The organism is Streptomyces sp. NPDC032198, assembly GCF_040636975.1.
Lineage (GTDB): Bacteria > Actinomycetota > Actinomycetes > Streptomycetales > Streptomycetaceae > Streptomyces.
The window spans coordinates 142,960-168,993 of record NZ_JBEZVL010000003.1 but is presented as its reverse complement, the minus strand read 5'-3'; the positions used below and the strand labels follow the sequence as shown (position 1 = coordinate 168,993).

Annotated in this window: 22 protein-coding genes and 1 tRNA gene; 14 read left to right on the top strand and 9 right to left on the bottom strand. The window is 70.2% G+C overall.

All coding sequences use genetic code 11. The annotated features are described in order from the left end of the window. Positions 1 to 5: 5 nt before the first annotated feature. From AB0E78_RS08920 to AB0E78_RS08905, 4 genes are all read left to right on the top strand, one after another. Positions 6 to 1,193, top strand: a complete 1,188-nt coding sequence (locus tag AB0E78_RS08920) for a Gfo/Idh/MocA family oxidoreductase (protein ID WP_361829803.1) — start codon at positions 6 to 8, stop codon at positions 1,191 to 1,193. Positions 1,194 to 1,302: 109 nt separating this feature from the next. Beyond that, entirely contained in the window at positions 1,303 to 2,331 is a 1,029-nt protein-coding gene (tdh, locus tag AB0E78_RS08915; RefSeq protein ID WP_361829801.1) for an L-threonine 3-dehydrogenase, read from the top strand. Positions 2,332 to 2,374: 43 nt separating this feature from the next. After that, positions 2,375 to 3,583, top strand: a complete 1,209-nt coding sequence (locus AB0E78_RS08910; protein WP_361829800.1) for a glycine C-acetyltransferase — start codon at positions 2,375 to 2,377, stop codon at positions 3,581 to 3,583. 75 nt (positions 3,584 to 3,658) lie between these two features. Then, on the top strand, positions 3,659 to 4,558 hold the full coding sequence (locus AB0E78_RS08905; protein WP_361829798.1) for a LysR family transcriptional regulator: 900 nt from the start codon (positions 3,659 to 3,661) through the stop codon (positions 4,556 to 4,558). A 103-nt stretch (positions 4,559 to 4,661) separates the two neighbouring features. On the opposite strand, the gene AB0E78_RS08900 is transcribed toward AB0E78_RS08905, so the two are convergent. From AB0E78_RS08900 to AB0E78_RS08890, 3 genes are all read right to left on the bottom strand, one after another. After that, positions 4,662 to 5,921, bottom strand: coding sequence for an RICIN domain-containing protein (locus AB0E78_RS08900; protein ID WP_361829796.1), 1,260 nt, complete (start codon positions 5,919 to 5,921; stop codon positions 4,662 to 4,664). Positions 5,922 to 6,175: 254 nt separating this feature from the next. Next, positions 6,176 to 6,751: a hypothetical protein gene (locus AB0E78_RS08895; RefSeq protein ID WP_361829794.1), complete on the bottom strand. Its 576-nt coding sequence runs from the start codon at positions 6,749 to 6,751 to the stop codon at positions 6,176 to 6,178. Positions 6,752 to 6,762: 11 nt separating this feature from the next. Further along, positions 6,763 to 7,524, bottom strand: a complete 762-nt coding sequence (locus tag AB0E78_RS08890) for a sulfite exporter TauE/SafE family protein (protein ID WP_361829793.1) — start codon at positions 7,522 to 7,524, stop codon at positions 6,763 to 6,765. 84 nt (positions 7,525 to 7,608) lie between these two features. Here AB0E78_RS08890 and AB0E78_RS08885 point away from each other — a divergent pair, with 84 nt between their 5' ends. Continuing rightward, positions 7,609 to 8,538, top strand: coding sequence for a LysR family transcriptional regulator (locus tag AB0E78_RS08885; RefSeq protein WP_361829791.1), 930 nt, complete (start codon positions 7,609 to 7,611; stop codon positions 8,536 to 8,538). Positions 8,539 to 8,667: 129 nt separating this feature from the next. Here AB0E78_RS08885 and AB0E78_RS08880 read toward each other — a convergent pair whose 3' ends face one another. Both AB0E78_RS08880 and AB0E78_RS08875 read right to left on the bottom strand, forming a co-directional pair. Then, a complete protein-coding gene (locus AB0E78_RS08880; RefSeq protein WP_361829789.1) occupies positions 8,668 to 9,666 on the bottom strand; it encodes a LacI family DNA-binding transcriptional regulator in 999 nt (332 codons plus the stop codon). Positions 9,667 to 9,749: 83 nt separating this feature from the next. After that, entirely contained in the window at positions 9,750 to 10,295 is a 546-nt protein-coding gene (locus AB0E78_RS08875) for a hypothetical protein (protein WP_361829788.1), read from the bottom strand. 185 nt (positions 10,296 to 10,480) lie between these two features. On the opposite strand from AB0E78_RS08875, the gene AB0E78_RS08870 reads away from it, so the two are divergent. The 3 genes from AB0E78_RS08870 to AB0E78_RS08860 all read left to right on the top strand — a co-directional run bounded on the left by AB0E78_RS08870 (position 10,481) and on the right by AB0E78_RS08860 (position 13,387). Further along, positions 10,481 to 11,344, top strand: a complete 864-nt coding sequence (locus AB0E78_RS08870; RefSeq protein WP_361829786.1) for an ABC transporter permease — start codon at positions 10,481 to 10,483, stop codon at positions 11,342 to 11,344. A gap of 106 nt (positions 11,345 to 11,450) precedes the next feature. Then, positions 11,451 to 12,479 carry an ABC transporter substrate-binding protein gene (locus AB0E78_RS08865; RefSeq protein WP_361829784.1) on the top strand — a complete coding sequence of 343 codons (1,029 nt, stop codon included), beginning with the start codon at positions 11,451 to 11,453 and terminating at the stop codon, positions 12,477 to 12,479. A 14-nt stretch (positions 12,480 to 12,493) separates the two neighbouring features. Then, positions 12,494 to 13,387, top strand: coding sequence for an ABC transporter ATP-binding protein (locus tag AB0E78_RS08860; RefSeq protein ID WP_361829782.1), 894 nt, complete (start codon positions 12,494 to 12,496; stop codon positions 13,385 to 13,387). A gap of 133 nt (positions 13,388 to 13,520) precedes the next feature. Here the strand turns inward: AB0E78_RS08860 and AB0E78_RS08855 are convergent, their stop codons facing one another. Further along, complete coding sequence (locus AB0E78_RS08855; RefSeq protein ID WP_361830418.1) at positions 13,521 to 14,339, bottom strand: sugar phosphate isomerase/epimerase; 819 nt, start codon at positions 14,337 to 14,339, stop codon at positions 13,521 to 13,523. Positions 14,340 to 14,400: 61 nt separating this feature from the next. After that, positions 14,401 to 17,940 carry a ThuA domain-containing protein gene (locus AB0E78_RS08850; RefSeq protein WP_361829780.1) on the bottom strand — a complete coding sequence of 1,180 codons (3,540 nt, stop codon included), beginning with the start codon at positions 17,938 to 17,940 and terminating at the stop codon, positions 14,401 to 14,403. A 269-nt stretch (positions 17,941 to 18,209) separates the two neighbouring features. On the opposite strand from AB0E78_RS08850, the gene AB0E78_RS08845 reads away from it, so the two are divergent. From AB0E78_RS08845 to AB0E78_RS08835, 3 genes are all read left to right on the top strand, one after another. Next, positions 18,210 to 19,256, top strand: coding sequence for an alpha/beta hydrolase (locus AB0E78_RS08845; protein WP_361829778.1), 1,047 nt, complete (start codon positions 18,210 to 18,212; stop codon positions 19,254 to 19,256). Between the two features lie 112 nt (positions 19,257 to 19,368). After that, the gene (locus AB0E78_RS08840; protein WP_361829776.1) at positions 19,369 to 19,749 is read left to right on the top strand and encodes an MmcQ/YjbR family DNA-binding protein; all 381 of its coding nucleotides are present in this window, start codon (positions 19,369 to 19,371) and stop codon (positions 19,747 to 19,749) included. A 435-nt stretch (positions 19,750 to 20,184) separates the two neighbouring features. Then, entirely contained in the window at positions 20,185 to 21,492 is a 1,308-nt protein-coding gene (locus tag AB0E78_RS08835; protein ID WP_361829775.1) for an MFS transporter, read from the top strand. A 61-nt stretch (positions 21,493 to 21,553) separates the two neighbouring features. On the opposite strand, the gene AB0E78_RS08830 is transcribed toward AB0E78_RS08835, so the two are convergent. After that, complete coding sequence (locus tag AB0E78_RS08830; protein ID WP_361829773.1) at positions 21,554 to 22,474, bottom strand: transketolase; 921 nt, start codon at positions 22,472 to 22,474, stop codon at positions 21,554 to 21,556. Positions 22,475 to 22,574: 100 nt separating this feature from the next. Beyond that, positions 22,575 to 23,282 (bottom strand): transketolase, encoded by a 708-nt coding sequence (locus tag AB0E78_RS08825; RefSeq protein WP_361829771.1) that lies wholly within the window; start codon positions 23,280 to 23,282, stop codon positions 22,575 to 22,577. A 130-nt stretch (positions 23,283 to 23,412) separates the two neighbouring features. Between AB0E78_RS08825 and AB0E78_RS08820 the strand changes: the two genes are divergently transcribed. The 3 genes from AB0E78_RS08820 to AB0E78_RS08810 all read left to right on the top strand — a co-directional run bounded on the left by AB0E78_RS08820 (position 23,413) and on the right by AB0E78_RS08810 (position 25,916). Continuing rightward, positions 23,413 to 23,486 (top strand) — tRNA-Pro (locus AB0E78_RS08820). A 388-nt stretch (positions 23,487 to 23,874) separates the two neighbouring features. Further along, positions 23,875 to 24,909: a LacI family DNA-binding transcriptional regulator gene (locus AB0E78_RS08815; protein WP_361829769.1), complete on the top strand. Its 1,035-nt coding sequence runs from the start codon at positions 23,875 to 23,877 to the stop codon at positions 24,907 to 24,909. Between the two features lie 323 nt (positions 24,910 to 25,232). Next, positions 25,233 to 25,916 carry a glycoside hydrolase family 11 protein gene (locus AB0E78_RS08810; protein WP_361829767.1) on the top strand — a complete coding sequence of 228 codons (684 nt, stop codon included), beginning with the start codon at positions 25,233 to 25,235 and terminating at the stop codon, positions 25,914 to 25,916. The last annotated feature ends 118 nt before the right edge of the window (positions 25,917 to 26,034 follow it).

Below are 26,034 nucleotides of genomic sequence, written 5' to 3'. Positions count from 1 at the left end.
ACACCATGACCGACCTCCGTCTCGGCGTACTCGGCTACGGCCTGCGCGGTTCGCTCGCCCGCACCGCACACCGGCCCGGCGCGGGCTCCCGCGTCACCGCGCTCGCCGACCATGACGCCACCGCCCGGACGGAGGCGGCCGAGGCCTTCCCCGGCGCCCAGATATCCACCGACCACCGCAAGGTCGTAGAGGACCCGGACGTCGACGCCGTCGTGATCCTCACCCCCGACCACACCCACGCACAGCTCGCCTGCGAGGCGCTGCGCGAGAAGAAGCCCGTCTTCGTGGAGAAGCCCCTCGACATCGGCATCGAGGCCTGCGACGAGATCCTGCGGACCGCGTACGAGACGGGAACCCGCCTCTACGTAGGCCACAACATGCGCCACATGCCCGTGATCCGGCTGATGCGCGACATCATCCGGCGCGGTGAGATCGGCCAGGTCAAGACGGTCTGGGTACGCCACTTCGTCGCCTACGGAGGCGACTGGTACTTCAAGGACTGGCACGCCGAACGGCAGAACACCACCGGCCTGTTGCTCCAGAAGGCCGCCCACGACATCGACGTCCTGCACTGGCTCGCCGACGGCTACACCCGCCAGGTGCAGGCCTTGGGCGACCTCATGGTCTACGGCGACAATCCGCACCGCCGCGAGCCGGGCGAGCCCAAGACGGACGACTGGTACACCTCGGACGGCCACTGGCCGCCGAGCGCGCAGCGCGACCTCAACCCCGTCATCGACGTGGAGGACGTCTCCCTGGTCAACATGCGCCTCGACAACGGCGTCCTCGCCTCCTACCAGCAGTGCCACTTCACCCCTGACTACTGGCGCAACTACACCGTCATCGGGGACGCGGGCCGCCTGGAGAACTTCGGCGACGGCCCCGGGGGAGTGGTGAAGGTCTGGAACGAGCGGCGCTCGACGTACCGCGCCGACGCCGACGCCGAGTACCTGGTGCCCGACGAGCAGGACGAGGGCGGGCACGGCGGCTCCGACCCGCTGCTCATCGACGAGTTCGTACGGTTCGTGCGCGAGGGCGGGCGCACCGACACCTCGCCGGTCGCGGCCCGGATGGCGGTGGCGGCGGGCGTGCGCGCCACGCAGTCGCTCCGTGACGGGGGCACGCCGCGCGAGGTTCCCGTCCTGGATCCGGAGCTGATCGCGTACTTCGAGCGCGGCCAGACCCGGGCCTGAAGGAAAGCTGCGGCGGCGCTTAAGAAATCCTCGATGGACCGGGGCGCCGCCGTAGGGAAGATTCCTGTGTCGTCGGTGGAAGAAGCGACGTACGACAGGAGCCGCTGCGTTGAAGGCGCTGGTCAAGGAGAAGGCAGAGCCGGGACTCCGGCTGATGGACGTACCGGAGCCGGTCATCGGCCACGGGGACGTCCTGATCAAGGTGCTCCGCACCGGGATCTGCGGCACCGATCTGCACATCCGGGCCTGGGACGGCTGGGCGCAGCAGGCGATCCAGGCGCCGTTGGTCGTCGGGCACGAGTTCGTCGGCGAGGTCGTGGAGACCGGGCGTGACGTCGCCGACATCAAGATCGGCGACCGGGTCAGCGGCGAGGGCCACCTGGTCTGCGGCAAGTGCCGCAACTGCCAGGCCGGCCGCCGTCACCTGTGCCGCGCCACGGTGGGCCTCGGCGTCGGCAGGGACGGGGCGTTCGCCGAGTACGTCGCGCTGCCCGCGGCCAACGTATGGGTGCACCGCGTCCCCGTGGATCTCGACGTGGCCGCGATCTTCGACCCGTTCGGCAACGCGGTGCACACCGCGCTGTCCTTCCCGCTGGTCGGCGAGGACGTCCTGATCACCGGTGCGGGACCGATCGGCCTGATGGCCGCGGCCGTGGCCCGGCACGCGGGCGCCCGCAACGTCGTCATCACGGACGTCAGCGAGGAGCGCCTGGAGCTCGCCCGCAAGGTCGGCGCGAGCCTGGCGCTGAACGTCGCCCAGACCTCGATCGCGGACGGACAGCGCGAACTCGGCCTGCGCGAGGGCTTCGACGTCGGCCTGGAGATGTCCGGCAACCCCGTCGCGATGCGCGACATGCTCGCCAACATGACCCACGGCGGCAAGATCGCCATGCTGGGCCTGCCGGCCGAGGAATTCGCCGTCGACTGGTCCCGGATCGTCACCTCCATGATCACGATCAAGGGCATCTACGGCCGCGAGATGTTCGAGACCTGGTACTCCATGTCCGTGCTGCTCGAAGGCGGCCTCGACCTCGCCCCCGTGATCACCGGGCGCTACGGCCACCGTGACTTCGAGGCGGCCTTCGACGACGCGGCGAGCGGCCGCGGCGGCAAGGTCATCCTCGACTGGACCTCCTGAACCCCGACCGTCCCGACCGCCTCAGCTGCTGAAGGAATCAAGCATGTTCGACTCCGTACGCGACGACCTGCGCACCACCCTCGACGAGATCCGCGCCGCCGGACTGCACAAGCCCGAGCGCGTCATCGGCACCCCGCAGTCCGCCACGGTCGCCGTCACGTCGGGCGGCCGGGCCGGCGAGGTCCTCAACTTCTGCGCGAACAACTACCTCGGCCTCGCCGACCACCCCGAGGTCGTCGCCGCCGCCCACGAGGCCCTGGACCGCTGGGGCTACGGCATGGCATCCGTGCGCTTCATCTGCGGTACGCAGGAGGTGCACAAGGAGCTTGAGGGACGCCTCTCCGCGTTCCTGGGCCAGGAGGACACGATCCTCTACTCGTCCTGCTTCGACGCCAACGGCGGAGTCTTCGAGACGCTGCTCGGCGCCGAGGACGCGGTCATCTCGGACGCCCTCAACCACGCCTCGATCATCGACGGCATCCGGCTGAGCAAGGCCCGCCGCTTCCGGTACGCCAACCGCGACATGGCCGACCTGGAGCAGCAGCTGAAGGAGGCCTCCGAGGGCGGCGCCCGCCGGAAGCTGATCGTCACCGACGGCGTCTTCTCCATGGACGGCTACCTCGCACCGCTGCGGGAGATCTGCGACCTCGCCGACCGCTACGACGCGATGGTGATGGTCGACGACTCGCACGCCGTCGGCTTCGTGGGCCCCGGCGGCCGTGGCACGCCCGAGCTGCACGGCGTCATGGACCGCGTCGACATCATCACGGGCACCCTGGGCAAGGCCCTCGGCGGCGCATCCGGCGGCTACGTCGCCGCCCGCGCGGAGATCGTCGCCCTGCTCCGCCAGCGCTCGCGCCCGTACCTCTTCTCGAACACGCTCGCTCCGGTGATCGCGGCGGCCTCGCTGAAGGTCCTCGACCTCTTGGAGTCGGCGGGCGATCTGCGCGAGCGGCTCGCCGCGAACACGGCGCTCTTCCGCTCGCGGATGACCGAGGAGGGCTTCGACATCCTGCCGGGCGACCACGCGATCGCCCCGGTGATGATCGGCGACGCCTCGGTCGCGGGCCGGATGGCCGAGCTGCTCCTTGAGCGCGGCGTGTACGTGATCGGCTTCTCGTACCCGGTGGTGCCGCAGGGCGCGGCCCGTATCCGCGTCCAGCTGTCGGCCGCCCACTCCACGGACGACGTGAACCGTGCGGTGGACGCCTTCGTGGCGGCGCGGGCGGAGCTGGACGCCGCGGGTGCCTGAGGGCCCACGGGTGTCCGGGGGCCTTGGCCGGACCACTGGTGTCGGTGAGGCCCGCGGTTTGGGACAATCGACCCCATGATCGAAGCGCGGCGGCTGCACATCCTCCGTGCGGTGGCCGACCACCGCACGGTCACGGCCGCTGCCGCCGCGCTGTACCTCACGCCCTCCGCGGTCTCCCAGCAGCTGACCGCGCTGGAGCAGGAGACCGGCCACCGCCTGGTCGAGCGGGGGGCCCGCGGGGTCCGGCTCACCCCTGCGGGCGAGATCCTGCTCTCCCACACGAACGCGGTCCTCGCCCAGCTGGAACGGGCCGAGGCGGAGCTCGCCGCGTACAGCTCGGGCGCGGCCGGGACGGTCACGGTGGCGTCCTTCGCCACGGGGATCGCCCTGGTGGTCGGGCCCGCTCTCGCGCGTCTATCGACCGCCGCGCCCGGCATCCGCGTACGGGTCCAGGACGCGGAGGGTGACGCGAGCCTGCCCATGGTCCTCGACCGGCAGGTGGACGTCGCCGTGGCGGTGGAGTACCGGGGAGCCCCGGGCGCCGACGACCCGCGGCTGACGCGCGTCCCGCTGTATGCGGAGCCGTTCGACGCGGTGCTCCCCGAGACGCATCGCCTCGCGGACGCGGAGCGCGTACCACTCGCGGAGCTGGCCAAGGACGCGTGGATCGGTCCCTTCGCCGGGAACCCCTGCCATGACGTCGTGATACTCGCCTGCGAGGCGGCGGGCTTCCAGCCACTGCTCGAACACTGGTCGGACGACTTCCGCGCGGTGGTCGCCCTGGCTTCGGCGGGGGCGGGCGTGGCCCTGGTCCCCCGGTCCGCGTTGCGGGGCATGGACGTCTCGGGGGTGGTGATCCGCCCGGTGGAGGGCGCCGCTCCCACCCGCAGGGTCTTCGCGGCGGTGAGGTGCGGGGCGGAGGAACATCCGCTGATCCGCCCGGTGCTCGACGCTCTGGGGGAAGCGGCGGAGTAGCGGCGAGTGCGCTGTTTCCGGTGCGGCCCGGTCCCGTGCGGCCCGGTCCCGTCGGCGGGGTGGCCGACGAGCCGGGCCGGGTGTGGATGCTGCCGGGTGGCGGCTACATCCAGAGGCCGTCCAGGAACGGGTAGGCGTGGGTCAGCCTGGCCGGGCCCTGGATGAGTTCGTCCTCGGAGACGACGACGAACTCGTCGCCCTTGGTGAGGAAGTAGTGCGCCGTGGAGCCGGAGACGGCCGTTGCCGCCGCGTCAGGTCCGAAAGCGAAGGCATCGGGTGCCGCCGTCAGCAGGAACTGCTGGTGGGACGAGCCACGTGCCAGGTCGCCCCTCCCGGGCTCCGTGGTGAAGCTGTCCTTGCGGCCGAAGACCACGAGCCTGCCGCCCTCGGCGCCGAAGCCGGTGATGTCGCACAGCTCGCCGACCGTCTGCAGGAGACCGGGGTCCAGCATGTGCTCCGTGTCGTGGACGGGTCCGTGGCCCTTCTCGGAGAACTCGATGGCCTGGTACCGCTTGATGCCCAGGTAGGTGTGACCGCTGCGCCCGGCGGCCGGGCCGACGGCGTCGAAGCCGTCGCTGAATGGCTTGGGCAGGTGCGGGAACTGATCGGCGATCTTCCGCGGTCCTGCCTCGATGCCTCGCCGCTTGGAGAAACGGATGAACTCGTCCCCGCGGAAGCCCTCGAAGCGTACGTAGGGCGTGTCGCTGTCCGGGATCGCCTTGGCCGCCGCCTCGAAGATCCCGCCACCCGCGTCGAGCGCCTGCTTGGCCGCGCCGCTCAGGGAGCCGAGCACCGAGCCGAGGACGCCGCCGCTGGAGGAGACCACGGTGGCCGTCAGCGCGTCGAACGCCGTGGTCTCGCCGCGGCTCGGCACCCGCTCGAAGCGCCACTGCTGCGCGGTGCGGGCCCCCAGGTCCGGCTTGCCCGCCTGCTCCAGGGCCGCGTCCGGTTCGCTGCTGTCGTCGTGGACGGACAGCAGGTGGCCGCTGTTCACGTTGACCAGCGTGTACCGGTCGTCGCCGACCGCCACCGGCCGCCACAGCTGGGACACCAGCAGGTCCCGCCGGGTCTCCGCCGGGCACTGCTGCACCGGCGACCCCGCGCGGCCGCGGCCGGTCATGATGTCCATGCGCAGGGTGCTGTGCACGTTCTGCAGCGTCCAGGCGCCGTCCTTCGCGGCATTGGGCCGCAGATGCCACAACTGGCTGTGCCGTGCGGTTCCTTGCGGGTTCAGCTCCTGCTGCACGACCGGGACGCTCTGTGCGGTCTTGGCGCCTTGCACCCCTGCGTACAGCCCGCTCTCCTCGTTCTTGAGCAGGTAGATCCCCTCAGACAGCGCAGACTGCGCAGACGACGCGGACATGGTCAACCTCCGTGGACGACGGACAGTGATCCCCCGCTTGTGCGCCTCATAGAGTAGGAGCTGATTCCGATTACCGATACGGGTGGGTTTCGGCTGCTATTCACCCCTCAATTACCGGTACTTGGGGCGGCGGTACGCGCGGGCGTCGACCCAGGTGGCGCCAACTCTCCCCGTGGGCCCATGCGTTGGCCGGGCGTGACGTGGGGCGGGACGCGCCTGGGGTGCGGGGTCCGATTCTCGTCTGTGACGCGGCGTCAATTGCCGCCCGGTGAAGGTTGTTCGCCGTGCGGTGTCAGGCCGCCGGAGACAGGCGCGGGGCCGAGGACGCTCTCGTCGCCCCCACCCCGGCTTTCGCTCCCGTCCTCGTGGCGCAGGACCCAGTCGTCGAGGTCGAGGGCCGCTTCCAGCGGATTTCCGGCCGTGTAGGCCCGCCACCAGCCCGAGCCGTCGGGGGCGGTGGTGGCGGGGACCGCATCGGGGGAGCGGAGTTCCTCCCGGAAACAGGCCTCGGCCGCGGTGAAGCGCGCACGCGCTGTCCGCGCATCGACACCCAGGACATCACCGATGACCTCCCAACTGGCGCCGCCGAGACGCTCGCACACGGCGGCGGCATCGAAGAACCGCTGGGCGGCCTTGAGTACGTGGGCGGCGCCGGCCAGCACCGAACCGGGGGAGCGTGGGGTGCCGTCGGAACGCAGTTCGTGCTCGCCGACGGGTACGGCGCCGCGCGCGAGACCGGCCAGCTCGCACGCCTCGTAGGCCATCGCCAGCCGTGCCCGTGCCGCGTCCGAGAACGGGGATGCGGCGGCACCGAAGTCCTGATCGCTCATGGCGGCCGGCCTCATCCGCGCACGAAATAGAGGACGGTCATCGTCACGGCGGTGGTCAGGATGATGCCCCGCAGCAGTCGGTCGGAGAGGCGGCGTGCGAGGTGCGCGCCGGTGAAGCCGCCGAGCAGCGCGCCGACGAGCATCGGGACCAGGACGAGCGGGGCGCTCAGCGCGTCCGACGCGACGAGAAGCAGTGCGGTCGCGCTGAGATTGATGGCCGCGATCTGGGTGACCCGCATCGGATTGCTCACCGCGGTGTCGAGTCCGAGGCCGATGCCCCACAGCGCGAACATCATGATGCCTACGGCGCCGCCGAAGTATCCCCCGTACAGAGCGAGGAAGAACTGGCCGATCAGGACGGCCCGGGGGCTGATGCCGATCTCGCGGCCCAGCGCGCCGCTCACCGCACGGGAGAGGCGGCGGCCGAAGGCGAGGACGACGGTGGCGAAGGCGAGCAGCCAGGGCACGGCGGCATCGAACGACGCCGCGGGGAGCGTGAGGAGCAGGGCGGCGCCGAGTCCGCCGCCGACCACGCTGATGGCCGTCAGCGCCCGGGTGGATGTCGCCCCGACCGGGGCGAGTTCACGTCGGTAGACCCATCCGCTGGCCACGGCTCCCGGCACGAGCGCGATGGTCGACGACGCGTTAGCCGTCACGGGGGACAGGCCGACGGCGACCAGGGCGGGCAGCGCCACGAACGTGCCTCCGCCGCCGACGGAGTTCAGCGCTCCGGCGGCGGTGCCTGCCAGCAGGACGAGCAGTATCTCGGACACCCGCCGAGCATCACCCCGTGGGCGGTGGGCCCACAATGCGTTATCGGTGTACCCAGCCTAAGGCTGTGCCATAGGCTCAGCAGGGTGCGCTACGACCTGGACGATCTGCGGCTGTTCCTCGGCATCGTGACGGAGGGGTCGATCACGGCAGGCGCCCGCCGGATGCATCTGAGCCTGCCGTCGGCCAGCGCCAGGGTCCGTTCCCTGGAGCAGCAGGCCGGTGTCGAACTGCTGATCCGCGGACGCAGGGGCGTGCGTCCCACTCCGGCGGGGACCACACTGGCCCGGCACGCGCGCGAAGTCATCGCCCAGACCGTGCGCCTCGAAAGCGCGGTCGCGAGCTATACGAGATCCCCGACCGCGCCCCTGACCCTGCTGGGCGGCGGCTCCGCCGTGCACCGGCTGGTGCCCCAGGCCCTGGTCACGTTCCTCCGGGCGCACCCGGACATCGACGTCCGTGTCTCCGAGAACCGCACCCCGCGGATCGTGCGGATGCTGGCCGATGGCGAGGCGGACCTTGGCATCGTCCTGGACGACGAGGCCCGCGACTGCGGTCTCGCGATGGAACCCCTCGGCGACGACTCCCTGGTGGTGGTCGGCCAGGCCGGTGGGATCCTCACGGGCCGTACGGCGTTGACCTACAGCGAGGCGGCCGAACACCCCCTCGTGGGGCTCGCCCCCGACGCCTCGCTGCGCCGCTGGATCGAGAGACACGTCGGCCCCCACGCACCAGTGGTGCGCTACCGCACCACGGTCGCCAACCTCAACGTCCTGGTGGCCTTGGCCGCCGCGGGAGTCGGCCTCGCGATCGTCCCACGCCGGGTGATCGACCCCAGCCAGGCCCTGGACGTATGCGATCTGCAGGACCCCTGGGCCCAACGCCACCACCTCCTGGCCTGGGGCGCCAAGACAGGCCCACCTTCCCCGGCCACCAAGGCCCTCGCGGACCACCTGCGCAGGGCGTCGCTCGCTGAACCTGCGTTGCCGGGGCGTGGGGGGAGCGGGCGGGGGTGAGATCGGGGCTGTTGGGGCTGGGGGTGAGCCTCTGTCCTCAGCCCCCTCTGCCCTCAGCCCCCTCTGCCCTCGGGCTCCTCCGCCCTCAGGCTCCTTCTCCCTCCTAGGCCCTGCCTCCCTCAGGAGACCTCACGTCGTAGGCCGACCCGTGCTGGCCCGTAGGACCACCTCGCCCCGGACCCGCTCCACCCGCGACCTCGCTCCCCGTTCGCGTAGGGCGAGGGCGAGTACGTCCCGGCCCATCCGCGTCAGCGGCAGCGCCACAGTGGTCAGCGGTGGGGTGAGTTCCCCGACCAGGGGGATGTCGTCGAAGCCCGCGAGCGATACGTCGTCCGGCACCCGGAGCCCCCGCTCCCGCAGCGCACCCAGCGCCCCCACGGCCATCACGTCCGTCACCGCGAAGACGCACGTCGGCCGGTGCCCGCGCCGCAGCAGTTCGACCGCCGCCGCATGACCCCCGTCGCGGGTGAACGCGCCCTCCACGATCCGCTCCGGTGGAAGAGTGACCCCCGCGTCAGCCAGCGCCGCACGGAACCCGGCCAGTCGGTCCGCGACCGTGGTGAGCCGTTCGGGGCCGGTGAGCACGGCGAACTCCCGGTGGCCCAGAGACAGCAGGGCCCGCGCCAGCGCACCTGCCCCCGCCCGGTTCTCGGGCTGCACCGTGTCCACCCGAAGGCTCCGGTGCCGACTGACCACGGCGACGCGTCCCCCGTCACGTATGTAGGGGGCGAGCTCCGACTCCAACGCCCGTTCCCACGCGGGGTCCTGGAAGCCGGAGCCGATCAGCAGGATCGCGCGGGCCCGCTGCCCCCGCAGCATCGAGACGTACGCGATCTCCCGCGCCGGGGCGCGGAACGTGCTGGCCAGCATGACGAGCAGGTCCTGCTCGGCCGCCGCTGCCATCACTCCGCTCGCGATCGCCGCGAAGTAGGGGTCGCCGACGTCGTGACAGATGACCCCGACGGTGTTGTTGGAGGAACTGGCGAGCGCCTGCGCATGGGCGTTGGGGATGTAACCCAACTGGTCTGCCGCTTCGAGCACCCGGCGCCGCAGATCCTCGCGTACGCGCGTCGTACCGTTCAGGGCGCGCGACGCGGTCGCCGGCGAGACCCCGGCGGTACGGGCCACCGAGTGCAGCGTGACGTGCGGCCCGTGCTCGCGCCCCCGTCCACGCCCGTGCACGGACTGCTGCTGCTCGCGGGGCGGCCCTACTACGGGCCGCTGTTCGCGTCCGCTCTCGCCCTCGCGCGACGGCTCGATTGCGGTCTGCTGTTCGCGTCCGCTCCCGCGCGAAAGCCCGACCGTGGGCCGCTGCTCGCGTCCGCTCCCGGATGTCGGTGCGGGTTGCTGTTCGCTCCCGGGTGCCGGTGCCGGTGCGGGTTGTTGTTCGCGTTCGCTCCCGCGTCGGGGTGCTGGTGCGGGTTGCTGTTCACTCCCGCCCCCGGGTGCCGGTGCCGGTGCCGGCTGCCGTTGGCGTCCGCCCCCGCCTCCGTGCCCGGGTGCGGGTTGCAGATCGCGTCCGCTCCCGCCCCCGGGTGCCGGTGCCGACTGCCGTTCGCGTCCGCCCCCAACCGCGGGCCGTTGTTCGCCTTCCAGCCCGGACGCTCGTCCCGCTCCCAGTTGCTCCCCGCGTCCGCCCAGAGCTGCGGCTTCCGCCCGGCCCCCACCCCGGCCCGGAGGTTCCACCCCGCCCCCACCCCGAGCTTCGGGTTCCACCCCGCGCCCGCCTCCCGCACCCGGTCCCTGCTCGCGCCCAAGCGCCCGCACCGCGCCCCCCCCTCGTTCCGCCCCGCGAAACTTCGAGCCGACCTATTGACCCTGCGGTCAGCCAGTCATTAGCGTGGCGGACACCTTATCAGAAAGCGCTTTCTGAAAGCGGTTTCCGCACCATCGACGCTCCGCAACTGCCTCCGAAGTTCGCTGAATGCCAGGGGAGTTCACCGTGAGCCAGAGCGCACTGCAGGCAACTCCCGTGAAAACGGCAGGCGTTGTCGATCGCAGCCGCCCCACCTTGCGACAACGCATCGCCGAGGCCGCCGAGAAGAGCTGGCGTCCGCTCGTCCTGCTGCTCGTCCTCTTCGGCGCCTGGTGGCTGGTCGCCGCCACCGAGATGGTTGAGGCGTACCTCGTGCCCTCGCCCGGTGCCACCCTCGACGTCATCCTCGACAAGCCGGACTATCTCTGGCAGCACAGCTGGGTCACCACGTACGAGACCCTGCTCGGTTTCGTCATCGCCGTGGGCGTCGGCATTCTCTCCGCGGTCCTCATGGTCTACTCGACCACCGTCGAGAAGACGCTCTACCCGATCCTCCTCTTCGCCCAGGTCGTTCCGAAGATCGCGATCGCCCCGCTGTTCGTCGTCTGGCTCGGCTTCGGGATGGCGCCGAAGATTCTCATCGCCGTGCTCATCGCCTTCTTTCCCGTCGTCATCTCGATGGTGACCGGGCTCAAGGCGGTCGACCCGGAGATGCTCCAGCTCTCCGCCACCATGGGCGCGCGGCCCTGGCAGACCTTCCTCAAGATCCGCTTCCCGGCGTCGTTGCCGCACCTCTTCTCCGGCCTGAAGGTGGCCGTCACGCTCGCCGTGACCGGCGCCGTCGTGGGCGAGTTCGTCGGCGCGAACGAAGGCCTCGGTTATGTGATCCTCCAGGCCAACGGAAACCTCGACACCCCCATGCTCTTCGCGGGGCTCCTCGTCATGTCGCTGATCGGCGTCGTCCTCTTCGTGCTCGTCGAGATCGCCGAGAAGCTACTGCTCCCGTGGCACGCGAGCCGCAGGGACGCGGCCGCCACCACGACGTATTGACCCCCACGCACGCCAGACACCCGCACGCCAGACACCCGCATCCGCACACCCAGCCACACGCCCCGCCCCCCCAGCCATGTCAGCCGTACGCGAGAAGGGCCGTCCCATGCACGCGCGCAGACTGCTCACCGGCCTCGTCCCCCTGGCCCTCGTCGCGGTGACCGCGACGGCCTGCGGCGGCGATGACGACAAGACGAGCACCAGCGACTCCGGCAAGAAGCTCGACAAGGTGACGCTGACCCTCAACTGGTATCCGTACGGCGAACACGCGCCCTTCTACTACGGCGAGCAGCAGAAGATCTTCGAGAAGCACGGCATCGACCTCGACATCAGGGCCGGCCAGGGCTCGCAGAAGACCGTGCAGGCCACCGGCGCGGGGCAGACCGACTTCGGCTGGGCCGACACACCGGCGGTCCTCGCGGGAGTCGATCAGGGAGTGAAGGTCAAGAGCCTGGGCGTCTTCCTGCAGACGACGCCCGCCTCAGTGCAGTTCTTCGACGCCCAGGGCATCAAGTCGCCCACCGACCTCAAGGGCAAGATGATCGCGGGCACGGCCGGCGACGCACTCACCAAGACCTTCCCGATCTTCCTGGAGAAGAACGGCATGGAGCTCTCGGACGTCAAGGTCCAGAACACCGACCCGGCGGGCAAGATCGCCGCGGTGATCTCCGGCAAGACGGACGCGCTGCTGGGGTACGCGAGCGACCAGGGCCCCACCATGCAGAACAAGGCCAAGAAGGACGTCTCGTATCTGCGCTTCTCCGAGAACGGCCTCAACTTCTACTCCAACGGCCTCATCGCCGGGCCCAAGACCCTGCAGGGCAGGGGCGATCTGGCCAAGCGCATGACCGCCGCCGTGAGCGAGTCATGGGCCGCCGCCGAGAAGAGCCCGCAGCCCGCGGTCGCCTCGATGGAGGGCGCGTCCGAGCAACTGCCGCCCAAGGAAGTGCTGTCCGAGCAGTTCAAGACGACGCTGACCCTGCTGCACACCGACGCGACGAAGGGGAAGGCGCCGGGCGCCAACACCGAGGCGGACTGGCAGCAGACCATCGACGTCTTCTCGAGGGCGGGCCTGGTCCAGAAGGCCAAGCCCGTCGCGGAGTACTGGGACGCGGCCAAGGGGATCAAGGGCTGAGGGGCGGCAGGGCCATGGCGAAGGACACGACACTCAAGACCAGCGACGAGCCACGCCCACCGGCGGGGGAGACGACGCGAGAGGTGACGGGGGACGCGATACGAGACGTGACACGAGGCACGACAGATGACGCGCGCCCCTCTGCCGTGCGCCTCGATGACGTAGCCGTCCGCTTCCGTACGAAGAAGAAGGACGTCACCGCATTGCGGGACGTCTCGCTGAACGTCGGCGCGGGCGAGTTCGTGGCGATCGTCGGGCCCTCGGGCTGCGGCAAGTCCACCCTCCTGAAGCTGGTCGCCGGGCTGCTCGCGCCCTCGTCGGGCGATGTGCTGCTCGGCGGCGAACGGGTGCGCGGACCGCGCCGCGACATCGGTTACGTCTTCCAGAGGGCCGCGCTCCTCGACTGGCGCACGGCACGCCGCAACATCCTCCTCCAGGCGGAGATGCGAGGGATCCCCGGCGCCGAGGCACGCGCGCGTGCCGACGAGTTGATCCGTATGACGGGACTCGGCGGCTTCGAGGACGCCTATCCGCACGAGCTGTCCGGCGGCATGCAGCAGCGCGTCGCGCTCTGCCGGGCGCTGTTGCACGAGCCGCCGGTGCTGCTCATGGACGAGCCCTTCGGGGCCCTCGACGCGCTCACGCGCGAGCAGATGAACGTCGAGCTGAACCGGATCTGGCGCGAGACCGGAACCACGGTGCTCCTGGTGACCCACTCGATCCCGGAGGCCGTCTACCTGGCGGATCGCGTCGTCGTGATGAGCCCGCGCCCCGGCACGGTGGAGGAGATCATCGACGTCGGCCTCCCCGCCGAACGTTCGTACGCGACGACCCTGGCGACGCCCGAGTTCCGCGAGTCGACCGGGCGAATCCGCGAGCTTCTGGGAGCCGTGTCCGCGCACGAGTGAGACGCGCCTGCAGATCCGGCTGCAGCGGCTGCCCTGCATGAACCGCCCGGTATGAGCCGCCCCGCATGAACCGCCCCGCAGGAACCGCACGTGCGGCTGAGCCCCCTCAGGAGCCCAGCCGCACCGGCGTTTCTCAGTACCGCAACGCGGCCAGATACGCGTAGCTGTTGCGGGCCGTGGCGAACGGATCGGTGGGGGTGTCGTGCTCCACCAGCCACTGCTTGACGCCGCCCACGCGCGCGTGTTCGAACATCGCGGCGAAGTCCAGCGTCCCCGAACCGACATCGGCGAAGCCGCCGTCCGGTGCCATGTCCTTCACATGGAGCGCGGGGAACCGCCGTCGATGCCGCACGAAGTACGCCGCCGGATCCGCGCCGCCCTTCGTCGCCCAGTACACGTCCAGTTCGAAGCCGACCAGATGCGGGTCGGTCTCGGTGACGAGGATGTCGTACAGGTTCGTGCCGTCCACCGCCACATGGTCCGTGCCGTGGTTGTGGAAGAGCACCGGGCCGAGGCCCGCGTCGCGCGAGGCCTGCCCGATGCGGTTGAACTGCCGCGCCGCCTCCCGGAATCCGTCCGGCGTGTGCAGCGCGCCGGGCAGACTCGGCACCACCGGCCACTTCGCGCCGAGGGTGTGCAGATCCTCCAGGGCCTGCGGAAGACCGCTGCCCTTGAGGATGTCGTACGCGACGTGTTCGAGGACCGCCTTCAGGTCCACCGCGTCGAGCATCCGCCGGATGTCGGCCGCGCTGTTCCCGTGCCGGCCGCTCACGCCCACCGTGGCGTAACCGATGTCGGCGAGCTGCTCCAGCGTGCCCGCGAAGTCCTGGGCGAGGACGTCGCGCATCGTGTAGAGGTGCATGCCGATGCCGCCGCGCGGGATGCGCCGGCACCGTGACGCCTCACCCGCGCGCGCGGGCAGTGCGGTACCGACCGCTGCTGCCAGCCCCATCGACGTACCGAGGAAGGCGCGTCTGGTTCCGTTCAGACCGGTTCTCTTCATGGCTGTCCCCTCACTTCGCCGTGATCCGGACCGCTCCGGTCGTCGTGTCGCCCTTGTCGTCGGTGACGGTCAGATGCGCCGTGTACGTCCCCGCGCGCGCGTACGTGTGCTCGGCGCTGCCGGTCTCCGTTCCCGAAGGCTTGGCGTTGTCGCCGTAGTTCCAGTGGTAGGAGGCGGCGGTCCGGCCTTCGGGCAGCTTCACCGCGCTGGTGAGCTTGACGGCGAGGGGCGCGGTGCCACTGCCCGGGGCCGCCTTGACCGTCACCTTCGCGCCGGCCTTCTTCTCGACTCCGGGGCCGTTGAAGTGCAGCCAGTCGACCGTCAGGAGATCTTCCTTCTCGGACGTCCATTCGGGGTTGGTGAAGACGGCGTACAGCTTCGTCGTGCCGTCGTGGTCGGCCAGTTCGGTGGTCGGCGAGATGAAGTTGCCCCAGCCGCCGGTGTTCGGCACGGTGACCTTGCCGAGCAGCTTGCCCGTGGGAGACCCGGCGCGGAACTCGATGTCGCCGCCGAGCCCGCCCGATGCCGCGCCCACCGTCACGGAGTCGACGCCCTTGAGGTGCACCGGGTCGAAGGAGACCCAGTCGCCGTCCTCGATCTCGATGAGCCGCTTGCCGCCGGAAGCGTCCGCGCGGTCACCGGTGTCCGCACCGCCGTGCGCGCCGCCGGTGCTGGTGCGGTGCTCGGCCTCGCGGAAGGAGGTCCGCAGCGTCAGTGAGGAGGAGCCCGTCAGGGCGGGCACACCGGACGCACCCTTGTCCTCGTACTGGGCCGTGATCCCGTAGTAGAGATTCTGGCCGGGGCCGTGACTGTCACCGGCGTCCGTCACGATCTCGCCCGCGCAGCCGGTGTAGTTGTCCAGCGGGTGCAGATGGGTGTCGTGTCCGAGCTGGGACTGGACGACGACCCGCTTGCAGTCGATCGGCCCGTCCTCCTTGTCCGTCACCTTGATCTTGAAGGGAATCGTGTCGCCGAAGCTGAACGTCCCGCCGTTGGGCGGCTGTTGAATGGTGACCACCGGACGGGTGTTCCCGACGGTGACCTCCTGCACGGCCAGACCGCTCAACTCGTCCGGGCCCGTGACCTTCAGTCGCGCGCTGAACTGCCCCTTCGTGGTGTAGGTGTGCGTCGGGTTCGCCTCGGTCGAGTCGGTGGTGCCGTTCCCGTCGAAGTCCCACGCGTACGTGACGGGCTTGCCGCCGGGCAGTCCCGAACCCGCGCTGGAGAACTTCACCTTGAGGGGAGCCGTGCCGTTGTCGGGCGTGGCCGTGACGCGGGCGTCCGGCAGCCGTCCGTCCTTCACGTAGTCGATGCGGTAGATGCCCGCGCCTTCGTTGCCGCCGCCGCGGCCCGTGCCGCTGCCGAGCCCGAAGTCGATGACGTACATCGCGCCGTCAGGACCGAAGTCGGCATCGAAAGGCTGATTCCATTTCATGTCCGGGAAAATGGAGTTGATCGAGTTCAGGTCGCCCGCCTTCGCGGGCTTGAAACGCGGATCGGTGAACGTCTGGTCCTTCTCCTGCATCGAGAAGACCTTGAACCACTGCCGCGTCAGCTCGTAGTTGAACCACTTCCCCTCGAAGTACTCGGGGAACTTCGTCTTGTACGTGTTGGCGGCGTCGTAGTCGTAGACCGGACCGCTCATCGGGCCGCCGCCGCCCGTGCCGAGTTCGGGGAACTGCTCGGAGGCGGAGTAGGCGTACCAGACGTTCGCGGGCTGCGCGGGCGGCAGATCGCGCAGGCCCGTGTTGTTCGGCGAATCGTTCACGATCTTCGCGCAGTCGAATGTCGCGCCCGACTTCTTCGTCGCGAAGTCGTAGTCGTTGAACGGAGTGTTGTCACCGATGCAGTAGGGCCAGCCGTAATTTCCGGCCTTGGTGATGCGGTTGTACTCGACGGTCCCCTCGGGGCCCCGGTCGGCGACGGCGTTCTTCGCGTCGGGCCCGTAGTCCGCCATCAGGAGGGCGCCGCTCAGCGGGTCCGTGGTGATGCGGAAGGGGTTGCGCATGCCCATCGCGTAGATCTCGGAGCGGGTCTTGTCCGTGCCCTGCGCGAAGAGATTACCCTCCGGCACGGAATAGGTCCCGTCGTCCTTCGGGGTGACGCGCAGGACCTTGCCGCGCAGGTCGTTCGTATTGCCGGCGGTGCCCTGCGCATCCCAGGCGCGACGGCCCTCGCGCTCGTCGACCGGGGCGAATCCGTCCGACGCGAACGGATCGGTGTTGTCACCCGTCGCGATGTACAGGTCGCCCTTCTTGTCGAAGGCGATGGAGCCCGCCATGTGCGAGTTCGCCCGGCCCTCGCCACGCCAGGTGGGAATGGTCAGGAGCCGTTTCTCCGTCGCCGGATCGACCTTTCCGTCCGCTTCGGTGAAACGCGAGAGATTGATGCGTTTCTCGGTCTTGTCGGAGTTCAGGAGATAGACCCAGTGGTTGTCCTTGAACTTCGGGTCGAGTGCGAGTCCGAGCAGCCCGTCCGACTGGCTCGTCATCTCGGGGGTGTAGTCGAAGTCGAGCGCCGTGGAGACCTTCAGCGTCTCCTGGTCGATGATCTTCAGCTTCCCGGTGCGCTGGATGAAGAACACGCGGCGGTCGGGGGCGACGGCCAGCTCGAAGGGGTCGGCCAGATCGTTCGTGGCGAGCGGCGTGCGCTGGAAGGCGCCGGTCTTGGTGGCGGTGCAGTCGCCGGGCTTGTTGCCGGCGGCCCACTCGATGCCGCCGAGCAGGTGCTTCAGGAAGCCCTCTTCCTGGAAGGCCGACTTGGCGTGCCCGCCCGCCGTGTACCAGGAGCGGCCGCCGTCGTAGTTCTGGCACCAGGACCACGGCTGGTCGACGCCCTCGTCGAGCCCGGTGACACCGTCACGCACCTTCACCTGGGCGAGCGTGTGCACCTTCCCCGTCGGATTGGTGCGCCAGTTGTACCACTCCTCCGTGCGCTCCCAGAGCTCCGGAAGCCCCTTGGTGGAGGGGTGCGCGTGGTCGAGTACCTTGACCCGCCCGGTCTGCACCTCGGGGTGCTTGTCGAAGATCGCACCGACCAGACCCTCGTACCAGCTCCAGTCGCGCTCGCTGGCCGACGCGGCGTGCAGGCCGACCCAGCCGCCGCCCCCGCGGACGTACTTCTGGAAGGCCGCACGCTGGTCGGCGTCGAGCAGATCGCCTTTCTCCGGGGTGGAGTTGGTGTTGTTGAAGACGATGGCCTGGAAGCGGGCGAGATTGACGTCGGTGAAGGCCGTGGCGTCGTCGGTCGCCTCCACCTCGAAGCCGTTCTCGCTGCCGAGCTTCTCGATGGCCTCGACGCCCGCGGGGATTGAGTCATGGGGGAAGTTCGTGACCTTGGAGAAGACCAGGACACGGAAGGGGGCCGCCGCTTTGTCCGCCTCCGCCGCCGCGCGGGGCGGCGCGGTGAGGCCGAGGCCGATGACGAGGGCCAGCAGGGCGATGAGCGCGAGCCAGGGGCTCGGCGTGGTGCGGCCCGGTCTCGGTGCTGTGCGGCCTGGTCTCGACGCGGTGGGGCCGCGTTTGGGCAGGGTGGGACTCGTGGAACTCATGGCGCTCCCTGGGCTGGGCGGGTGGACGGCTGCCGGTAGCCGGGTGTGCGGTGAGTGCGAGTTGCGCGGGCGCGGGGCCGTCGGGAAGCGCGGCCGTTAGAAAGCGCTTTCCGTTGCGCGTTGTTCAGCGTAGGTTCCGGTCTGACGGGGGGTCAATGGGTCGGAAGGGCCTGGCGTGAGAAGGGGGTCACGGAGAGGCACGGGTATGAGGGCGCGTGTACGGGGGAGGGTTTCAGGGCCACAGATGCCGTACAGGGGAGCCTTTCGCCATGTCTGACCACGCCTCGACGCCCGCCCCCGCCGCGTACACCGCCGGACTTGTGAACGCGGCCGACGGTGTCCCCGTCGCCACGTACACCTGGCTGCCCGACGGCGGCAGGCCGCGCGCCTTCGTGCAGATCGCGCACGGCGCGGGTGAACACGCCCTGCGCTACGACCGGTTCGCACAGCATCTGCTGGCGCACGGCTATGGGGTGGTCGCGTCCGACCACCGGGGCCATGGCGCGACGGCGCAGGCGACGGGTGGGTACGGGGTGACGGGTTCGTCGGCGGGTGAGGCGGCTGGTGCGTCTGACCCATCCGACGCGTCTGACCCGGCTGCCGCATCTGGTGGGTCTGGTGTGTCCTCCCCCTCCTTCGACAGCTGGCGCGCCATCGTCGACGACCTCAAGGCGATCGGCGACCAGGTACGCACCCTGCACCCCGGAACCCCGCTCTTCCTGCTCGGCCACAGCATGGGATCGCACCTGGCCAGGGACTACGCGCAGGAGTACCCGGACGGCCTCGCGGGCCTGATCCTCTCCGGCACCTTCCGCTCCCTGCCCGGGGTCGGGATCGACGAGTCGATCGCCCGCCTGGAACGCGAGATCGCTGAGGACGGCCGGGAGGCCCTCTCGTCGTACCTCCCCGAACTCTTCGCGGCCTTCAACGACGCGTATCCGCACCGCACCGGCTTCGAATGGCTCTCCCGCGACGAGGCCGAGGTCGACGCGTACGTCGCCGACGAGCGCTGCGGCTTCCCCTTCTCCGCCGGGCTCTGCCTGGACTGGGTGCGTGCCGTGCGCAAGATGAACGACCCGCGCAGCCTGGCCCGGGTCCCCGCGGACCTGCCCGTCCACATCGCCGTCGGCACCGAGGACCCCTGCAACCAGGGCATGACGCTGGTCCACGAACTCGTCGAGGACTACCGCTACGTGGGCCTGGACGACCTCACCTGGAAGGGGTACGAGGGGGCGCGCCACGAGATCCTCAACGAGACCAACAGGGACGAGGTGGAGGAGGACCTGAGGACCTGGATGGACAAGCGGGTGCTGTGATGGGCGTCCGTGGGTGACGGGTGGTCGTGTGACGCGCATCCGTGTGTGACGGGTGTCCCTGTATGACGGGTGTCCGGGGGCCGCTGTCAGTGGCGTTGGCTACCGTTCAGCCATGTCTCGAGCTCATGCCAAGGCCCAGGTCACGGGTGACGACGTCCGACAGGCCGCACTGGCCCTGCCGGATACGACGGAGAAGATCGCCTGGAGCATGCCCACCTTCCGAGTGGCCGGAAAGATGTTCGCCACGCTCCCCGAGGACGAGACGTCCATCGCCGTTCGGTGCCCGAAGGAAGAGCGCGACGAGTTGGTCCTCGCGGAGCCGGACAAGTTCTGGATCGCCGACCACGAGGCGATGTTCGCCTGGGTGCGCGCACGGCTCTCGGCGCTCGACAAGGACGAACTGGCCGACATCCTCGCCGACTCCTGGCGCCAGGCCGCGCCCACCCGACTCCTGGACGCCTACCCGGAGTTGGGGCTTCCGCCGACGAGCTGAGGCGGGCGAAAAGCGATCGGCCGATGTCAGTGCCCCGTGGCATGATCCAGCCGAGGGCGGAGGGCGACGGCTCGTGGGACGACGGGCCGGACGCTGCCGCCAGGGGAGGGGACTGGGGTGCCGTCACGGGACGGGATTGACGAGGGCGGGACTGATGGGAGAGCCGGCGAAGGCGAGGTAGAGGAGGTAGGCGAGGCCGGAGAAGGCGGGGGCAGGCGTACGGGGATCCCGCAAGGGGGGCGGGGTAAGCGCACCCCACCCAGCCGCACAGGTCGCCCAAGCCGCCCAGGCCGTACCGGCTCCACCGGCCGAACCAGCGCCACCAGCGCCACCAGCGCCACCAACCCCAACAACCCCACCAACCCCACCAACCCCACCAACCCCACCAACCCCACCAACCCCACCAACCCCATCGGCTCCGCCGCCCGCAAGGATTTGCCGACGCCCCTGGAAGCCGCGGACGCCCGCAAGAGCATCTGGTCGCGAGACTTCGGGTTCTTCTTCGGCGCCCGGACGGTCGCCAAGCTCGGCGACACGATGCTGCCCGTGGCGCTGGCCGCGGGGCTGCTCCAGCACGGGCACGGCGCGGGCGCCGTCGGCCTCGCCATGGCCGCCACGACGGTCTGCTTCGCGGGGCTGGTGATCTTCGGCGGGGTCTTCGCCGACCGGTTCAGCACCCGCCTGTTGATGATCGGCGCGGACGTGGTCCGGCTCGGCACGCAGTCGGTCGCGGCGGTCCTCTTCTTCACCGGCCACGTCGTGCTCTGGCAGATATGCGTGATCGGTGCGCTCAACGGCGCGGCGGGCGCACTCTTCCAGCCCGGCGTCGCCAGCACGGTCCCGCGCCTTGCCTCCGACGTCCAGAAGGCCAATGGCGCGATACGCGTGGCCGAGTCGGCAGCGGCCCTGGCGGGACCGGCCGTCGCGGGCGTCCTCGTGGCGTTCGCCTCGCCGGGCGCCGTCTTCGCCGCGCACGCGGGGACGTACGGACTGAGCGCCCTGTGCCTGGTCCTGCTCCGGCTGCCGCCCGCGTTGCCCGGCTCGCTGCCGCACAGCAACGGCTTCCGGGCCGATCTGGTGCAGGGCTGGCGGGAGTTCAGGTCCCGCACCTGGCTCTGGGGCGTCATCGCCATCTTCTGCGTCCTGATGATCACGACCACCGGCCCGCTGACACCTCTCGTCGCCACGCTCGTCGTCCAGCAGCACGGCTCGGGGGCGTACGGCCTGATCAACTCGGCCCTGGGCGCGGGCACCGTGCTCGGCGGCCTGGCCGCCCTGCGGCTGCGCCCCCGCCACATGCTCCGCGCCGGTTCCGTGGCCCTGATCGGGTACTGCGCCTTCCCGGCCGCCGTCGGCGCCCAGCTCGGCGTTCCGCTGATGGCCGTGGGCGCCGCGGTCGCGGGCGCGGGGCTCTCCTTTTGGGGAGTCATGTGGGCGACGAGCGTCCAGACCCAGGTACCGTCCGACGTCCTCAACCGCATCCATGCCTACGACGTCGCGGGATCGATCGCCCTGCTGCCGGTGGGCCAGGCACTCGCGGGCCCCGCCGCGAGCGCTTTCGGCGCGGAGCAGGTGCTGATCACGGGCGCAGTGACGACGGTCCTCGTCTGCCTGGCGATGCTCTCGGTGCCCGCGATACGCGGGTTGGTGCGGGTGGACGGGAGGGTGCCGGTCCAGAGCGGGGGAGCGGCGGCCGACCGCCCCGGACGGACCCTGCCGGCGGGCCGCGGCGCGCAGCGATGACCTAGGGGCAGCCACGCGCCGGCCAGGGGAGCCCAGGGGAGCCCAGGGGAGCGAGGACGGCCTAGACGAGAGCGGGCCCAGACGCCCCCAGGAAGCCGGTGATCCGCTCCCGCAGCGAGCGGACGTCGAGCCCGTGCGCGGCCATGTGGTCGTCGACCTGCCCATAGCGGCGCAGCTCGGCCCGGCCGACGCCGAGCCCGAGCACCCGGTGCGGGACGTCGGCGAGCGCGTCGTTCGCGGCGGCGGTGGAGGTCCCGGCGAGATAGGGCTCGACCACGACGACATCGGCCCCATCCGCTGCCCCCGTCGCGCGGCGCAGCGCCTCCGCGTCGAAGGGCCGCACGGTGGTCGCGTACAGCACGGTGAGGTCGAGCCCCTCACTCGCGGAGAGCACGTTGTCCAACATGGGCCCGACGGCGATCACGACCCCGCCACGGCCCTCGCGCACCGTATGGAAACGGGCCCCGTCCACCGGCAGCGCTTGAGCGTTCGACTGCGCCGAGAGCCGTACGTAGACCTTGTCGTCACCGGCGGCGACCGCGTGCCGCAGCAGCGCCTCGGCCTCGTCCGGGTGCCCCGGCACATGAACGGTCCAGCCGTCCAGGGTGTCGAGCAGCGCCACATCGCCCGGCGACATGTGCGTGTAGCCACCGGCGGGCCAGTCGAAGGAGGCGGCGGCGCTCACCAGAACGCCCCCCACCCCCTGATGCCCGAAGTCCAGCTTCACCTGCTCGAACGGCCGCTCCACGAGAAAGCTCGCGAAGGTGTGCACGACGGGCCGCAGCCCGGCCAGGGCGAGACCGGCACCGGTCCCGATGAGCAGCTGCTCCCGGATCCCGACGTCGATCACCCGGTCCGGATGCTTGCGCCGCGCCTCCTCGAAGGCGTCCACGCCGATCGCGGCGAGGACGACGGCGACGCGCGGATCCTCGTCGAGCAGCCGCGAGACGACGGGGGTGAAGCGATCACGCATGGTGTCCATGGCGGTAAGACCTCCGACGGAAGAGAAAGAAGAAGAAGCGAATAAACGGACGGAGCGGACGCAGGGAGACAGGTGGCCCCCACGGGGCCCTTGCCCCCGCTCACGGACCCTTCGGCTCGACCTGGGCCACGACCACCCGTGGCCGCCCCGGATGCGGCGCGGTGAAGGCCGCGTACAGCGCGTCGTGATCGCGCCCGTCGACGGTCTCGGTGGACCACCCGGCGGCCTCGAAGCGGGCGGCGATGCCGCCGGGCCTTGCGTGCCGGGCGGAGGCGTTGTCGATCACGACCGTGTGCAGCCGCTCGAGCCCGGAGGGCCCTGCGAAGGCGATGGCCTCGTGATTGCTGCCCTCGTCCAGCTCCGCGTCCCCGACGAGCACCCACACCCGGGCGTCCGCGATGCCCAGCGCCCCGAGCCCCAGTGCGGTCCCGACCGCGAGCGGCAGCCCGTGCCCGAGCGACCCGCTGCCGATCTCGACGCCCGGCACGAGCAGCCGGTCCGGGTGGTGCCCCAGCGGCGAGTCGTACGCCCCGAACCCCTCCAGCCAGTCGACCGGAAGGAAGCCCTTGGCGGCGAGGACGGCGTAGTACGCCATGGGCCCGTGCCCCTTGGAGAGCAGGAACCGGTCGCGCCCCGGATCGCCCATCTGCTCGGGTGTGACCCTGAGCACTCGGTCGTACAGGACCCAGAGCGCGTCGAGGGTGGAGGTCGCGGCGGGCCCGTGCTTCTCGTCCCCCGTCATCCGCGCCATGAGGCGGGGCAGGTCCGTGTATCCGTACCGGTGCTCGCGTTCCGTTGTCATCGTCATGACACAGAGCGTGCAACCTCAAGTCCGCTTGAGGTCAACAGGTCACTAAAGGCGTGAGCGATCACAGCTCCGAGTGCGGTATTGTTTCGATGCGCGTTCGGCCAGGGGAAACCCCAGGTCACACGGGCACCGGGACGTGGCGCAGCTTGGTAGCGCACTTGACTGGGGGTCAAGGGGTCGCAGGTTCAAATCCTGTCGTCCCGACGGAAACGTCGCAGGTAGGGGCCATCTTCGGATGGCCCCTACTTCGTTTTGGGGAGCAATTCTGGGAGCGGGGAGCGGCTTCCTGTGCTCCCTGGATGCGGGGGTTTGGGAGCGGCATCGACGGGGGGTCGCTCCTGGCCTCTCGCCCGTGCACGCGTGTCGGCGCGCGAGGAGGTCCGGGTGGAGGGGGCTGCTGCCGTGGGTGATCGAGTGGCCGCGCAGGGGGCCGTCGTACTGGTGATGGATCACTTTCTTGCGCCTCGTGCGTCGGCGTTGATGGTGGGGTGAAGGCCGGTCTCGGAGGGGGCGCCGACGGTGGGCGCGCACGGCGGCCGCAGGCGGGTGAGTGATCAACGTCGCAAGAGATTTGGGCAGTTGACCGTGCTTTATGCTCCTGAGCATGCGAGATGACGAGGGATTGGGTCGCATCACCTTGGCGCAGGTGGCCCAGGAGGCGGGGGTCTCCATTTCGACTGTTTCGAAGGTGCTCAACGGGCGGCGCGACGTGGCGGCTCCGACCCGCGTGAAGGTGGAGCGCATCCTGGACGAGAACGCCTACCGACGCACCACTCGGGTCGCCCGCGAGGCGCCGCTCATCGAGCTCGTCTTCCACGAGTTGGAGAGCGTGTGGGCGCTGGAGCTCATCCGCGGTGTGGAGAAGGTGGCGAAGGCCAGCGGCGCGAGTGTGGTGCTCACCGAGAGCGGTACGCGGCAGGCGCCCGGGCCCGAATGGATCGAGGGTGTGTTGCAGCGCAGGCCGCGCGGCGTGGTCCTGGTCTTCTCGACCCTCCCCGGTGAGGTGAAGCAGCAACTGCGTTCGCGCTCCATCCCGTTCGTCGTCATCGACCCGGCCGGAGACCCCGACCCGGACGTGCCTTCGGTGGGCTCGGCGAACTGGAACGGCGGCCTGGTCGCCACCCGGCATCTGGTCCAGCTCGGCCACCGGCGCATCGGCATCATCACGGGCCCGGAGGACATGCTCTGCTCGCTGGCCCGGCTCGATGGCTACCGTTCGGCGCTCAGCATGGCCGGACTGGCGACGGACCCCGAACTCGTCCGGTACGGCGACTTCCACGTCGAGGGCGGTCGTGAGCGGGCGGCCGAACTGCTCGACCTGGACGATCCGCCGACCGCGATCTTCGCGGGCAGTGACCTTCAGGCGCTCGGTGTCCTGGAGGCGGCCCGGCTGCGGGACCTGCGTGTCCCGCACGATCTGTCCGTGGTCGGCTATGACGACGTGCCCCTGGCCCAGTGGTCGAGCCCCCCGCTCACGACGGTCCACCAACCCCTGCGACAGATGGCCGAGGGGGCGGCGCAGATGCTGATGCGCCTGCGGTCGGAGGAGCCGGTGGCGACCAGAGTGGAGCTGGCGACGAGCCTGGTCGTGCGCGAGAGCACGGCGGAGCGCCGACAAGGCCGATGACGACCCTGTCGTCGCGTTGCGGGCTGGTGGCCGCACAGCACGTCTCGTGACGCTCCGAAAAACTTTCGGATAACTTGTCGAGGTGATTACTCGTCATGCTGGCTGAATCTCGCCTCGGGGCGCCAAACCTCCTTCGTTGTAGCCCAGTTAAGCCTGTGGCCAGGCTCGATGGCGCTCAGTGGAGGGTGGTCACCGGGCTAAAGTTTCGCTCGACATGTCGAAACAGTTGACAGTGTGTAAGCCCGCCACCAACCTATCGACGTCGACACGCACCTCAATGGCTGTGCAGCCTCTCGCTGGCCCCACCAGGAGGAAGCATGAACATGAGCGACCGGCCCCCCGCATCCCCTATGAGCCGCCGCGCTTTCATCGGCACCGCCGGCGCCCTGACACTCGGCGCCTCCGCGCTGACGCTGCCAGGTACCGCGTACGCGGACACGACCATCACGACCAACCAGACCGGCACCAACAACGGTTACTACTACTCGTTCTGGACCGACGCCCCCGGGACGGTCTCCATGACCCTGTCCTCCGGCGGCAGGTACAGCACCTCATGGCGCAACACCGGGAACTTCGTGGCCGGCAAGGGCTGGGCCAACGGATCGCGTAGGACCGTGAACTACTCGGGCACCTTCGCCCCGTCCGGCAACGCCTATCTGACGCTCTACGGTTGGACGTCGAACCCGCTCGTGGAGTACTACATCGTCGACAACTGGGGCACCTACCGGCCCACCGGAACGTACAAGGGTACCGTCACCAGTGACGGCGGCACCTATGACATCTACAGGACGACCCGGTACAACGCCCCGTCCGTCGAGGGCACGCGCACCTTCGACCAGTACTGGAGCGTTCGGCAGCCGAAGCGCACCGGCGGAAGCATCACCAGCGGTAACCACTTCGACGCCTGGAGCCGCGCCGGGATGCCCTTGGGCAGCTTCAAGTACTACATGATCATGGCGACCGAGGGCTATCAGAGCAGCGGCAGCTCCAACATCACGGTGTACTGAGCGAGTTGGGCAGCCGCCTTGGTGATGGTTGCGGCGGTCGCGCCGCGCGCCTGCCTGCGAGCCGGCAGCGCGCGACCGCCGCAATCTCCAGGTGTCAGAACAGATTCCCAAGCTGGAG